8 protein-coding genes are annotated in these 14,264 nt (G+C 60.9%); 7 read left to right on the top strand and 1 reads right to left on the bottom strand.

Annotated elements, in window-relative coordinates:
• The first annotated feature begins 16 nt into the window (after window positions 1-16).
• The 3 genes from rplL to rpoC all read left to right on the top strand — a co-directional run bounded on the left by rplL (window position 17) and on the right by rpoC (window position 9,106).
• Complete coding sequence (gene rplL / locus LC343_RS14545; protein WP_223477873.1) at window positions 17-394, top strand: 50S ribosomal protein L7/L12; 378 nt, start codon at window positions 17-19, stop codon at window positions 392-394.
• Between the two features lie 215 nt (window positions 395-609).
• A complete protein-coding gene (gene rpoB, locus LC343_RS14540) occupies window positions 610-4,755 on the top strand; it encodes a DNA-directed RNA polymerase subunit beta (protein WP_223477872.1) in 4,146 nt (1,381 codons plus the stop codon).
• Between the two features lie 145 nt (window positions 4,756-4,900).
• Window positions 4,901-9,106 carry a DNA-directed RNA polymerase subunit beta' gene (rpoC, locus tag LC343_RS14535; RefSeq protein WP_223477870.1) on the top strand — a complete coding sequence of 1,402 codons (4,206 nt, stop codon included), beginning with the start codon at window positions 4,901-4,903 and terminating at the stop codon, window positions 9,104-9,106.
• Between the two features lie 82 nt (window positions 9,107-9,188).
• Here rpoC and LC343_RS14530 read toward each other — a convergent pair whose 3' ends face one another.
• Window positions 9,189-9,569, bottom strand: a complete 381-nt coding sequence (locus LC343_RS14530; protein WP_428982559.1) for a hypothetical protein — start codon at window positions 9,567-9,569, stop codon at window positions 9,189-9,191.
• Between the two features lie 451 nt (window positions 9,570-10,020).
• Here LC343_RS14530 and rpsL point away from each other — a divergent pair, with 451 nt between their 5' ends.
• The 4 genes from rpsL to tuf all read left to right on the top strand — a co-directional run.
• On the top strand, window positions 10,021-10,392 hold the full coding sequence (gene rpsL, locus LC343_RS14525; protein WP_223477869.1) for a 30S ribosomal protein S12: 372 nt from the start codon (window positions 10,021-10,023) through the stop codon (window positions 10,390-10,392).
• Window positions 10,393-10,441: 49 nt separating this feature from the next.
• The gene (gene rpsG / locus LC343_RS14520; RefSeq protein WP_223477868.1) at window positions 10,442-10,912 is read left to right on the top strand and encodes a 30S ribosomal protein S7; all 471 of its coding nucleotides are present in this window, start codon (window positions 10,442-10,444) and stop codon (window positions 10,910-10,912) included.
• Window positions 10,913-10,944: 32 nt separating this feature from the next.
• Window positions 10,945-13,035 (top strand): elongation factor G, encoded by a 2,091-nt coding sequence (gene fusA / locus LC343_RS14515; protein WP_223477867.1) that lies wholly within the window; start codon window positions 10,945-10,947, stop codon window positions 13,033-13,035.
• A gap of 84 nt (window positions 13,036-13,119) precedes the next feature.
• A partial coding sequence (gene tuf, locus LC343_RS14510; RefSeq protein ID WP_223477866.1) for an elongation factor Tu occupies window positions 13,120-14,264 on the top strand: 1,145 nt, incomplete at its 3' end.

The raw sequence follows: 14,264 nt of genomic DNA, 5'->3' as shown, positions 1-14,264 counted from the left end.
CCAAGGAAAACGTAAAATGGCTGATCTCGCAAAAATCGTCGAAGACCTGTCGAGCCTGACCGTGCTCGAGGCTGCTGAGCTGTCGAAGATGCTCGAAGAAAAGTGGGGCGTTTCCGCCGCTGCTCCGGTCGCGGTTGCTGCCGCTGCCGGTGGTGCCGGTGAAGCTGCCGCTGCTGAGGAAAAGACCGAATTCGACGTCATCCTCGAAGAAGCCGGCGCTCAGAAGATCAACGTGATCAAGGAAGTCCGCGGCATCACCGGTCTCGGCCTCAAGGAAGCCAAGGACCTGGTCGAAGGCGCTCCGAAGGCCGTGAAGGAAGCGATCTCCAAGGGCGAAGCCGAAGAGATCGTCAAGAAGCTGACGGAAGCCGGCGCGAAAGCGTCGATGAAGTAAGTATCGACTGCGGCGGGCGGACAAGCTCCGTCCGCCGCATCGTTGTTGCGTGAACCCTTTTCCCGAGGCCGCCGCGAGCGGTTTCCGGAAACGGGTTTTTACCGTTTCAAGAGCTGGAAGGCCGGGCGCATGGGTCTTCGCTCTTTCTACAAGGTCCTCCGCGACGGCGGAGCTTTATTCGGCAGGCCCGGCAGGGCAGACAATGAGGAGCGGCAATGGCTCAGTCCAGTACCTTCAACGGACGCAGACGAGTAAGAAAGTTTTTCGGACACATCCCGGATGTTGCCGAAATGCCGAACCTGATCGAGGTTCAGAAAGCATCCTACGACCAGTTTCTGATGGTCGATGAACCGGCCGGTGGCCGGGCCGACGAAGGCCTGCAGGCCGCCTTCAAGTCGGTTTTCCCGATTTCGGACTTTTCCGGCGCCTCCATGCTGGAATTCGTTCGCTATGAATTCGAAGCGCCGAAGTTCGACGTGGAAGAATGCCGCCAGCGCGACCTGACCTATTCGGCGCCGCTCAAGGTGACGCTGCGCCTGATCGTGTTCGATATCGACGAAGACACCGATGCGAAGTCGATCAAGGACATCAAGGAGCAGGATGTCTACATGGGCGATATGCCGCTCATGACCGACAACGGCACCTTCATCGTCAATGGCACCGAGCGCGTGATCGTTTCGCAGATGCACCGGTCACCGGGCGTCTTCTTCGATCATGACAAGGGCAAGACGCATGCCTCCGGCAAGCTTCTCTTCGCCGCCCGCGTGATCCCTTATCGTGGTTCCTGGCTCGACATCGAATTCGACGCCAAGGACCTCGTTTACGCGCGTATCGACCGCCGCCGCAAGATTCCGGTCACATCGCTGCTGATGGCGCTTGGCCTGGATGCCGAGGAAATTCTGGACACCTATTACAACGCCGTCGAATACAAGCGCGATGGCGAGGGCTGGCGCGTGCCGTTTTCCGCGGACCGCATGAAAGGCATGAAGGTCACCCGTGACCTGATCGACGCCGACAGCGGCGAAGTCGTGCTCGAGTCCGGCAAGAAGCTCACCGCCCGTCAGGCCCGTCAGATTGCAGAAAAGGGCGTGACCGCTCTTCGCGCAACCGACGAAGAGATGTACGGCATGTATCTTGCCGAGGATGTCGTCAATTTCGAAACCGGCGAGATCTATCTGGAAGCCGGCGACGAGATCGATGAAAAGACCATCCAGGTTCTGCTGGAGTCGGGTCACGAGTCGTTCAGTATCCTCGACATCGACCACGTGAATGTCGGCGCCTATATCCGCAACACGCTGGCCGCCGACAAGAACGAGAGCCAGCAGGATGCGCTGTTCGACATCTATCGCGTAATGCGTCCGGGCGAGCCGCCGACGATGGAAACGGCGGAAGCCATGTTCCAGTCGCTGTTCTTCGATTCCGAGCGCTACGACCTTTCCTCGGTTGGCCGCGTGAAGATGAACATGCGTCTTGGGCTCGACGTCGAGGACACCGTGCGCGTTCTGCGCAAGGAAGACATCATGGAGGTCCTGCGCACGTTGCTCGATCTGCGTGACGGCAAGGGCGAAATCGACGACATCGACAACCTCGGCAACCGCCGGGTGCGTTCGGTCGGCGAGCTGATGGAAAACCAGTACCGCGTCGGCCTGCTTCGCATGGAGCGGGCGATCAAGGAACGTATGTCCTCGATCGAGATCGACACGGTCATGCCGCAGGACCTGATCAACGCGAAGCCGGCGGCCGCCGCCGTTCGCGAGTTCTTCGGTTCCTCGCAGCTTTCGCAGTTCATGGACCAGACCAACCCGTTGTCCGAGATCACCCACAAGCGTCGCTTGTCGGCGCTTGGACCGGGCGGTCTGACGCGTGAGCGTGCGGGCTTCGAGGTTCGCGACGTCCACCCGACCCACTACGGCCGTATCTGCCCGATTGAAACGCCGGAAGGCCCGAACATCGGTCTGATCAACTCGCTGGCGACGTTCGCGCGCGTCAACAAGTACGGCTTCATCGAAAGCCCGTATCGCCGCATCGTCGACGGCAAGGTGACCGACGAGGTCGTCTATCTGTCGGCCATGGAAGAAGCGAAGCACCACGTCGCTCAGGCCAATGCCGAGATCGGCGATGACGGCGCTTTCGTTTCCGAGTTCGTCATCTGCCGTCATGCCGGCGACGTCATGCTCACACCGCGCGAGCAGGTCGATCTGATGGACGTGTCGCCGAAGCAGCTCGTTTCGGTTGCCGCAGCGCTCATTCCGTTCCTGGAAAACGATGACGCCAACCGCGCCCTGATGGGCTCGAACATGCAGCGTCAGGCCGTGCCGCTGGTGCGCGCCGAGGCGCCGTTTGTCGGGACCGGCATGGAGCCGATCGTGGCCCGCGACTCCGGCGCCGCCATCGGCGCGCGCCGCGCCGGCATCGTCGACCAGGTCGATGCGATGCGTATCGTCATCCGCGCCACGGAAGATCTCGATGCCTCCAAATCGGGTGTCGACATCTACCGTCTGCAGAAGTTCCAGCGCTCCAACCAGTCGACCTGCATCAACCAGCGTCCGCTGGTGCGTGTTGGCGACGTGATCGGCAAGGGCGATATCATCGCCGACGGTCCGTCGACCGATCTGGGCGATCTGGCGCTCGGCCGGAACGTGCTCGTCGCGTTCATGCCCTGGAACGGCTACAACTACGAGGACTCGATCCTTCTCTCCGAGAAGATCGTCCGTGACGACGTGTTCACCTCCATCCACCTCGAGGAATTCGAGGTGAGCGCGCGTGACACGAAGCTCGGACCGGAAGAGATCACGCGCGACATTCCAAACGTTTCGGAAGAAGCGCTGAAGAACCTCGATGAAGCCGGTATCGTCTACATCGGTGCCGAAGTCGGCCCGGGAGACATTCTGGTCGGCAAGATCACGCCGAAGGGCGAAAGCCCGATGACGCCGGAGGAGAAGCTCCTGCGCGCCATCTTCGGCGAAAAGGCATCGGATGTGCGTGACACCTCCATGCGTATGCCGCCCGGCGCTTTCGGCACGGTCGTCGAAGTGCGTGTCTTCAATCGTCACGGCGTCGAAAAAGACGAGCGTGCGATGGCGATCGAGCGCGAGGAAATCGAGCGTCTGGCGAAGGACCGCGACGACGAACAGGCGATCCTCGATCGCAACACGTTCGGCCGTCTCGCGGAAATGCTGGAAGGCCAGGAGACCATCGCCGGTCCGAAGGGCTTCAAGAAAGGCGCTACGCTGAATGCCGAGGTTCTGGACAACTATCCGCGTTCGCAGTGGTGGCAGTTCGCCGTCACGGACGAGAAGCGCCAGGACAATCTCGAGCAGCTTCGCAACCAGTACGACGATTCCAAGAAGCGTCTTGAACAGCGTTTCATGGACAAGGTCGAGAAGGTGCAGCGCGGCGACGAGATGCCGCCCGGCGTGATGAAGATGGTCAAGGTCTTCGTCGCGGTGAAGCGCAAGATCCAGCCGGGCGACAAGATGGCCGGCCGTCACGGCAACAAGGGTGTCGTGTCGCGGATCCTGCCGATCGAGGACATGCCGTTCCTGGAAGACGGGACGCATGCCGATATCGTGCTCAATCCGCTCGGCGTTCCGAGCCGCATGAATGTCGGTCAGATCCTTGAAACGCACCTTGGCTGGGCCTGTGCGGGCATGGGTCGCAAGATCGGCGAGATGATGGAAGCCTATCGCGAGAACGGCAATGTGACGCCGATCCGCGAGACGCTGACGGACCTGATCCCGGCGAACGACCGCAACGAACCGGTGGCCAAGCTCGACGACGACGGCGTTCTCGAGATCGCCAAACAGTTCGAGCGCGGCGTTTCCATCGCGACGCCTGTCTTCGACGGGGCGGTCGAAGCCGACATCAACAAGATGCTGGCCGATGCCGGGCTGAAGGAATCGGCACAGTCGACTCTCTATGACGGGCGTACCGGCGAGCCGTTCGACCGTCAGGTTACCGTCGGCTACATCTACATGCTGAAGCTGCACCATCTTGTCGATGACAAGATCCACGCACGCTCGATCGGCCCGTACTCTCTGGTCACCCAGCAGCCGCTGGGCGGCAAGGCGCAGTTCGGCGGTCAGCGCTTCGGCGAGATGGAGGTCTGGGCACTGGAAGCATACGGCGCAGCCTACACGCTGCAGGAGATGCTGACAGTGAAGTCGGACGACGTGGCCGGCCGCACGAAAGTCTACGAGGCGATCGTACGCGGAGACGACACGTTCGAGGCCGGTATCCCGGAGAGCTTCAACGTGCTCGTCAAGGAGATGCGGTCTCTCGGTCTCAACGTGGAACTGGATTCCACGCGTGTCGCCAACCAGGACGACGAGATGCAGGCGCTTCCGGACGCCGCGGAGTAATTGCAGGGCCGCCGGGCATGAAATGTCCGGCGGTCGCCATAGCGCGTGGGCCAGCGTCGATCATCGTTTGGCCGGTATTTGAGATTACACAGCGGACAAGCCAGTCCGCGCATAGGAACCGGGGTCGACCCCCAAGGAGAACGGCATGAACCAAGAGGTTGCAAATCTTTTCAATCCTCAGGCTCCCGTCCAGAATTTTGATGCCATCCGGATCTCGATAGCGAGCCCGGAGAAGATCCTTTCCTGGTCGTTCGGCGAGATCAAGAAGCCCGAAACGATCAACTACCGTACGTTCAAGCCGGAACGCGACGGTCTTTTCTGCGCGCGCATTTTCGGTCCGATCAAGGATTACGAGTGCCTGTGCGGCAAATACAAGCGGATGAAGTACAAGGGCATCATCTGCGAAAAATGCGGTGTCGAGGTCACGCTTTCGCGCGTGCGCCGCGAGCGCATGGGCCATATCGAGCTGGCCGCTCCGGTCGCCCACATCTGGTTCCTGAAGTCGCTCCCGTCGCGCATCGGCACGCTGCTCGACATGACGCTGAAGGATATCGAGCGCGTCCTCTATTTCGAGAACTACATCGTCACCGAACCGGGCCTGACCACGCTGAAGGAGTTCCAGCTCCTCTCCGAGGAAGAATACATGATGGCCGTCGACGAGTTCGGCGAGGACCAGTTCACGGCGATGATCGGTGCCGAGGCGATCCAGGAAATCCTGGGCGCCATGGATCTGCCGAAGATCGCCAACGAACTGCGCGAGGAACTGGAGACCACGACCTCCGACCTCAAGCAGAAGAAGCTCATGAAGCGTCTGAAGGTCGTCGAGAACTTCATCGACTCGCAGAACCGTCCCGAGTGGATGATCATGAAGGTCATCCCGGTGATCCCGCCGGACCTGCGTCCGCTGGTTCCGCTCGATGGCGGCCGGTTCGCGACGTCGGACCTGAACGACCTCTACCGTCGCGTGATCAACCGTAACAACCGCCTGAAGCGGCTTATGGAACTGCGCGCGCCGGGGATCATCATCCGCAACGAGAAGCGCATGCTGCAGGAGGCCGTCGATGCATTGTTCGACAACGGCCGCCGAGGCCGCGTCATCACGGGCGCCAACAAGCGTCCGCTGAAGTCGCTGTCCGACATGCTCAAGGGCAAGCAGGGCCGCTTCCGCCAGAACCTGCTCGGCAAGCGCGTCGACTATTCCGGTCGTTCGGTCATCGTGACCGGTCCGGAACTCAAGCTGCACCAGTGCGGCCTGCCGAAGAAGATGGCGCTCGAACTGTTCAAGCCGTTCATCTACGCGCGCCTCGACGCCAAGGGATATTCGTCCACGGTCAAGCAGGCGAAAAAGCTGGTCGAGAAGGAAAAGCCGGAAGTCTGGGATATCCTGGACGAGGTCATCCGCGAGCATCCGGTTCTTCTCAACCGCGCTCCGACGCTGCACCGTCTCGGCATCCAGGCTTTCGAGCCTGTGCTGATCGAAGGCAAGGCGATCCAGCTTCACCCGCTGGTCTGCACCGCGTTCAACGCCGACTTCGACGGCGACCAGATGGCCGTTCACGTTCCGCTGTCGCTTGAAGCACAGCTGGAAGCGCGCGTCCTGATGATGTCGACCAACAACATCCTGCATCCCGCGAACGGCCAACCGATCATCGTGCCGTCGCAGGACATGGTTCTCGGCCTCTATTACCTGTCGATCGTGGCGGAGAACGAGCCGGGGCAGGGGATGGTTTTCTCCGACATGGGCGAACTGCACCATGCGCTGGAGACGAAGGTCGTCACGCTGCACACCAAGATCAAGGGCCGCTTCAAGACGGTCGACGAGGACGGCAATCCGGTCTCGAAGATCTACGAAACGACTCCGGGCCGCATGATCATCGGCGAATTGCTGCCGCGTCAGGCCAAGGTGCCGTTCGAGACGTGCAACACGGAAATGACGAAGAAGAACATCTCCAAGATGCTCGACGTCGTTTACCGTCACTGCGGCCAGAAAGAGACCGTGATCTTCGCGGACCGCATCATGGCGCTCGGCTTCGGCCATGCCTGCCGCGCCGGCATCTCGTTCGGCAAGGACGACATGGTCATCCCGGAATCCAAGACCGGTATTGTCGCGGAAACCGACAAGATCGCGAAGGAATACGAGCAGCAGTACAATGACGGCCTGATCACCTTCGGTGAGAAATACAACAAGGTTGTCGATGCCTGGGCGCGTTGCGACGACAAGCTGACCGAAGAAATGATGGCCGGAATTCAGGCTGTCCAGTTCGAGGAAGACGGTCGTCAGAAGCAGATGAACTCCATCTACATGATGGCTCGGTCCGGTGCGCGTGGTTCGACCCGGCAGATGAAGCAGCTTGCCGGCATGCGCGGCCTTATGGCCAAGCCGGACGGCTCCATCATCGAGACGCCGATCATCTCGAACTTCAAGGAAGGCCTGTCGGTGAACGAGTACTTCAACTCCACCCACGGCGCCCGCAAGGGTCTCGCGGATACGGCGTTGAAGACTGCAAACTCCGGTTACCTGACCCGTCGCCTCGTCGACGTGGCGCAGGACTGCATCATCACGCAGCAGGATTGCGGCACCGACAAGGGGCTCACCATGTCCCCGATCGTCGATGCGGGTCAGATCGTTGCCTCGATCGGTCAGCGTATTCTTGGCCGTACCGTTCTGGAGGACATCGTCCACCCGGGTACGGAAGAGGTGATCGTTCCGGCTGGACGCATGGTCGAGGAGAAGGACGTCGACCTCATCGAGGAAGCCGGCATCCAGACCGTGAAGATCCGCTCGGCGCTGACCTGCGAACTGCAGTCCGGTGTCTGCGGCGTCTGCTACGGACGCGACCTGGCGCGCGGTACGCCCGTCAACATGGGTGAAGCGGTCGGCGTTATCGCGGCCCAGTCGATCGGCGAGCCGGGCACGCAGCTCACCATGCGTACCTTCCACATGGGCGGCACGGCGCAGGTTGTCGACCAGTCCTTCCTGGAAGCGTCCTATGAGGGCACGATCGAGATCCGCAACCGCAACGTTGTGCGCAACTCGGACGGCGCTAACATCGCGATGGGCCGTAACATGGCCATCATCATTCGAGACGAGAAGGGCGAGGAGCGTTCGACGCAGCGCGTGACTTACGGCTCGAAGATCATGGTCGACGACGGCGACAAGGTGAAGCGCGGTCAGCGTATGGCCGAGTGGGATCCCTATACCCGCCCGATCATGACGGAAGTCGAGGGTACGGTGCAGTTCGAGGACATGGTCGACGGTCTGTCGGTTCAGGAGTCCGCGGACGAATCCACCGGCATCACCAAGCGTATGGTCATCGACTGGCGTTCGACGCCGCGTGGCGCCGATCTCAAGCCGGCGATCACCGTGCTCGACAAGAACGGCAAGGTGGCGAAGCTCATGAGGGGCGGCGATGCGCGCTTCATGCTCTCGGTCGATGCGATTCTTTCCGTCGAACCGGGTTCGCAGGTGAAGCCGGGCGACGTGATCGCGCGTGTTCCGATGGAAAGCGCCAAGACCAAGGACATCACCGGTGGTCTGCCGCGTGTGGCCGAGCTGTTCGAGGCGCGTCGTCCGAAGGATCACGCCGTCATCGCGGAAATCGACGGCACGATCCGTTACGGTCGCGACTACAAGAACAAGCGTCGCATCATCATCGAGCCGCATGACGAAACGCAGGAGCCGGCGGAATACCTCATTCCGAAGGGGCGTCCGTTCCACCTGCAGGACGGCGACACGATCGAACAGGGCGAATATGTGCTCGACGGCAATCCGGCGCCGCACGATATCCTGGCGGTCAAGGGCGTGGAGGCGCTTGCCTCCTATCTTGTCGACGAAGTACAGGAAGTCTACCGGCTTCAGGGCGTGTTGATCAACGACAAGCACATCGAGGTGATCGTTCGCCAGATGCTGCAGAAGGTGGAGATCACGCATTCGGGTGACACCCAGTATATCGCGGGCGACAATGTCGACCGGATCGAACTGGAAGAGGTCAATGCGCGCCTGATCGAGGAAGGCAAGGAACCCGCAACCGGGGAACCGGTCCTGCTCGGCATCACCAAGGCGTCGTTGCAGACCCCGTCCTTCATCTCGGCGGCCTCCTTCCAGGAGACGACCAAGGTGCTGACCGAAGCGTCCGTCGCCGGCAAGATCGACACGCTTCAGGGTCTCAAGGAAAACGTCATCGTCGGCCGTCTGATCCCGGCCGGTACCGGCGGCACGATGAACCAGATCCGCCGCATTGCGACCGCACGCGACGATCTCATCCTCGATGAACGCCGCAAGGCTTCGAACGCGGCGAGCGCAGATGCGATGCTTCTGGACATGTCGCAGTCGGGCGAAGCAGCCGAATAGTACGGTCATTCGCAGAACCAAAAAAAAAACGCCGGGCCAAGCGCCCGGCGTTTTCATTTGTAGGGCAGGAAGGCCGGAAAGGTCAGTCGCCCGGTTTCCAATCCTTGAGCACGGAAAAGGGATCGTAGTCATCGTCGTCGATGGCGGAAGGCCGGCGCGTGTCCGTCTCTTCCTCGAGGCCTTCGTCGAATGTAACGATCGCGACCTCGCCCTCGAGTGCGCCTTGGAAGGCGGAGGCATGTGGCTCCTCGTCCGGCGGTTCCACGATACTGCCGATCTGGTCGAATTCCGCTTCCTCGTAGCCACGCTCGGCGAGCGCATTGAGCGCGGTGCGCACTGCCGAATCATCGTCAGGTGCGACGAGCAGAATATGGATCGGAATCTCGGTGCCGTCTTTTACCGGCCAGACGCGACCAATAATGATGAAGACGCCGCGTTCGACATCCGATTCGATATCCGTCATGAATTGGCTCCCGTTTCGCCGGTCGGTATGACTGCAATTGAACATGATTCCCGGTCGGATGCGACGGGAGAGGGGGCTTCACTCCCTATTTCGCGGAAAATTGCGAAAAGGTGTATGCTGACGCAACAAGATTTCGTCCGGTTCGGATGGTTCTCGGCGCATGACCCGCATGCGCAAAAAGTGCCCGATTTGTCTTGACGGGCCAGAGGCTTGAGTATAGAAGCCGGCCATCAAGCCGATGTGAGATTGAATTTTCGGTGGCGCCGAGCCCTGAAGCTTGTCTCAAACAAGGCTGACCAGCGTAGCTGAAACATTGCAAAATTCATGAAACGGCTTGCCGTTTCCTCTGGTTTTTTGGGGCAGGGCCTGCAGCGGCCGCATGCCCCGCTGTTGCATGTCGATGCGAAACAGATTTTGCGCGCACGCGCCCGTATGAACGAAGGATGGCTTGATGCCTACAGTTAACCAGTTGGTCCGTAAGCCTCGTCAGGCTCCGGTCAAACGCAACAAGGTGCCGGCCCTGCAGGCCAACCCGCAGAAACGCGGCGTTTGCACTCGTGTTTATACCACGACGCCGAAGAAGCCGAACTCGGCTCTCCGTAAGGTTGCCAAGGTTCGCCTCACAAACGGCTTCGAGGTAATCGGCTATATCCCGGGTGAAGGTCACAACCTTCAGGAGCACTCCGTGGTCATGATCCGCGGCGGCCGCGTGAAGGACCTTCCCGGTGTTCGCTACCACATCCTGCGCGGCGTGCTCGACACGCAGGGCGTCAAGAACCGCAAGCAGCGCCGTTCGAAATATGGCGCCAAGCGTCCGAAGTAATGAATTTTCGGCGCGCCGGGTTGGCCGCCGCCAGAAGTGAGAAGCAGATATGTCGCGTCGCCACAGAGCAGAAAAACGTGAGATCAACCCGGATCCGAAATTCGGGGATATGGTGATCACGAAGTTCATGAACGCCATCATGTTCGACGGAAAGAAGTCGGTCGCCGAGAGCATCGTCTACGGCGCGTTCGACGTCATCCAGGACAAGACCAAGCAGGAGCCGGTGGAGCTGTTCCATCAGGCTCTCGAAAACGTTGCCCCGCACGTCGAAGTGCGCTCGCGGCGCGTTGGTGGCGCCACCTACCAGGTGCCGGTCGATGTCCGTCCGGAGCGTCGTCAGGCTCTGGCCATTCGCTGGATGATCTCCGCTGCGCGCAAGCGCAACGAGACGACCATGATCGATCGCCTGTCGGGTGAGCTGATGGATGCTGCGAACAACCGGGGTTCCGCCGTCAAGAAGCGTGAAGACACGCACAAGATGGCTGACGCCAACCGCGCATTCTCGCACTACCGCTGGTAACAGAACGAACCTTTCTAGAGAGGCCTCCTCCCATGGCTCGCGACTACAAGCTGGAAGACTACCGCAACTTCGGCATCATGGCCCACATTGATGCCGGCAAGACGACGACGACCGAGCGTATCCTTTTCTACACCGGCAAGAGCCACAAGATCGGCGAAGTGCATGATGGCGCTGCGACGATGGACTGGATGGAGCAGGAGCAGGAGCGCGGCATCACGATCACCTCGGCTGCCACGACCACGTTCTGGGAAGGCCGCGACGGCAAGAAGCGCCGCTTCAACATCATCGACACGCCCGGTCACGTCGACTTCACCATTGAGGTTGAGCGTTCGCTGCGCGTGCTTGACGGCGCGATCGCGCTGCTTGACGCCAATGCGGGTGTCGAGCCGCAGACCGAGACTGTCTGGCGCCAGGCCAACAAGTATCACGTCCCGCGCATGATCTTCGTCAACAAGATGGATAAGATCGGCGCCGACTTCTTCCGTTGTGTGGAGATGATCGAAAGCCGCCTCGGCGCGAAGCCGCTGGTCATGCAGCTGCCGATTGGCGCTGAGAACGATTTCGCCGGCTGCGTCGACCTCATCGAGATGAAGGCCCTGGTCTGGAAGTCCGAGAACCTCGGCGCCGAATGGGACATCCTCGATATCCCTGCCGATCTTCAGGCGCAGGCCGAAGAGTGGCGCGAGAAGCTGATCGAAGCTGCTGTCGAACTCGACGAAGCCGCGATGGAAGCCTATCTCGAAGGCGAAATGCCGGACAACGAAACGCTGCGTAAGCTGGTTCGCAAGGGCACCTGCGACGTCGAGTTCTTCCCGGTCTATTGTGGCTCCGCCTTCAAGAACAAGGGCGTGCAGCCGCTGCTGGACGGTGTCGTGGACTTCCTGCCGGCTCCGGTGGACGTTCCGGCCATCCGCGGTATCGATCCGAAGACCGAAGAAGAGGTCAAGCGCCTGTCGTCCGATGACGAGCCGCTTTCGCTTCTCGCCTTCAAGATCATGAACGACCCGTTCGTCGGCTCGCTGACCTTCTGCCGCATCTATTCCGGCAAGCTGGAAACCGGCACCTCGCTGATGAACACGGTGAAGGAAAAGCGTGAGCGCATCGGCCGTATGCTGCAGATGCACTCCAACAGCCGTGAAGACATCAAGGAAGCCTTCGCCGGCGACATCGTCGCCATCGCGGGCCTCAAGGAAACGACGACGGGCGATACGCTTTGCGATCCGCTGAAGCCGGTCATCCTTGAGCGCATGGAATTCCCGGATCCGGTTATCTCCATTGCTGTCGAGCCGAAGTCGAAGGCCGACCAGGAAAAGATGGGCCTCGCCCTCAACCGCCTGGCCGCCGAAGACCCGTCCTTCCGCGTGCGTTCTGACGAAGAATCCGGTCAGACCATCATCTCGGGCATGGGCGAATTGCACCTCGACATTCTCGTCGATCGCATGAAGCGTGAGTTCAAGGTCGAAGCCAATATCGGTGCTCCGCAGGTTGCCTACCGTGAGACGATCACGCGGGCCGCGGATATCGACTACACGCACAAGAAGCAGTCCGGCGGTTCCGGTCAGTTCGCGCGCGTCAAGATCACGTTCGAGCCGAACCCCGAGGGCGAGGATTTCGTTTTCGAAAGCACCGTCGTCGGCGGCAACGTGCCGAAGGAATACATCCCGGGCGTCGAGAAGGGCATCCAGTCGGTCATGGACTCCGGTCCGCTCGCCGGCTTCCCGATGCTGGGCGTGAAAGCAACGCTCACCGATGGCGCCTACCACGACGTCGACTCCTCGGTTCTGGCATTCGAGATCGCGGCTCGCGCCGCTTTCCGCGAAGGTGCTCAGAAAGCTGGTGCGCAGCTGCTTGAGCCGGTGATGAAGGTGGAAGTGGTTACGCCGGAAGACTACATGGGCGACATCATCGGTGACCTGAACTCGCGTCGCGGTCAGATCGCCGGTACCGAAAGCCGCAACATCGATCAGGTGATCACGGCCATGGTGCCGCTCGCCAACATGTTCGGTTACGTGAACACGCTGCGCTCCATGAGCCAGGGTCGCGCCCAGTACACGATGATCTTCGATCACTATGAGGCGGTGCCGCAGGCGGTCGCTCAGGAGATCCAGAAGAAATACGCTTAAGGCGGGGATCGGCCGGCGTCCGCCAGGCGGGGCCGGCCAAGAACAACATCTTGTCCACGAGACAAAGAAGAACGGAGAATAAAGATGGCGAAGGGTAAGTTTGAGCGCACGAAGCCTCACGTGAACATCGGCACGATTGGTCACGTTGACCACGGCAAGACGTCTTTGACGGCAGCGATCACGAAGTATTTCGGTGACTTCAAGGCGTATGACCAGATCGACGCTGCGCCGGAAGAGAAGGCGCGCGGCATCACGATCTCGACGGCGCATGTCGAGTACGAGACGGATGCACGCCACTACGCCCACGTCGACTGCCCGGGCCACGCCGACTATGTGAAGAACATGATCACGGGCGCCGCGCAGATGGACGGCGCGATCCTGGTGTGCTCGGCCGCCGACGGCCCGATGCCGCAGACGCGCGAGCACATCCTGCTGGCCCGCCAGGTCGGTGTTCCGGCTGTCGTGGTGTTCCTCAACAAGGTCGACCAGGTCGATGACGAGGAGCTGCTCGAGCTCGTCGAGATGGAAGTGCGTGAGCTGCTTTCGTCCTACGAGTTCCCGGGCGACGACATTCCGGTGATCAAGGGTTCGGCGCTTGCCGCTCTTGAAGACAGCGACAAGAAGATCGGCGAAGACGCGATCCGCGAGCTGATGGCCGCCGTCGACGAATACATCCCGACGCCCGAGCGTCCGGTCGACCAGCCGTTCCTGATGCCGATCGAGGACGTGTTCTCGATCTCGGGCCGCGGCACGGTTGTGACGGGTCGCGTCGAGCGCGGCGTGATCAATGTCGGTGAGGAAGTCGAGATCGTCGGCATCCGCGACACGAAGAAGACGACGGTGACCGGCGTCGAGATGTTCCGCAAGCTTCTGGACCAGGGCCAGGCCGGCGACAACATCGGCGCGCTGATCCGCGGTATCGACCGTGAAGGCGTTGAGCGCGGCCAGGTGCTGTGCAAGCCGGGTTCGGTGACGCCGCACACGAAGTTCGTCGCGGAAGCCTACATCCTGACGAAGGAAGAGGGTGGCCGTCATACGCCGTTCTTCAACAAGTACCGTCCGCAGTTCTACTTCCGCACGACGGACGTGACGGGTGAGGTTACGCTTCCGGAAGGCACCGAGATGGTGATGCCGGGCGACAATGCCGAGATGAATGTCGAGCTGATCGTGCCGATCGCGATGGAAGACCGCCTGCGCTTCGCTATCCGCGAAGGCGGCCGCACCGTCGG

This window comes from Oricola indica, assembly GCF_019966595.1.
GTDB lineage: Bacteria > Pseudomonadota > Alphaproteobacteria > Rhizobiales > Rhizobiaceae > Oricola > Oricola indica.
The sequence above is the reverse complement of the archived record's forward strand: the minus strand, read 5'-3'. Positions and strand labels throughout refer to the sequence as shown.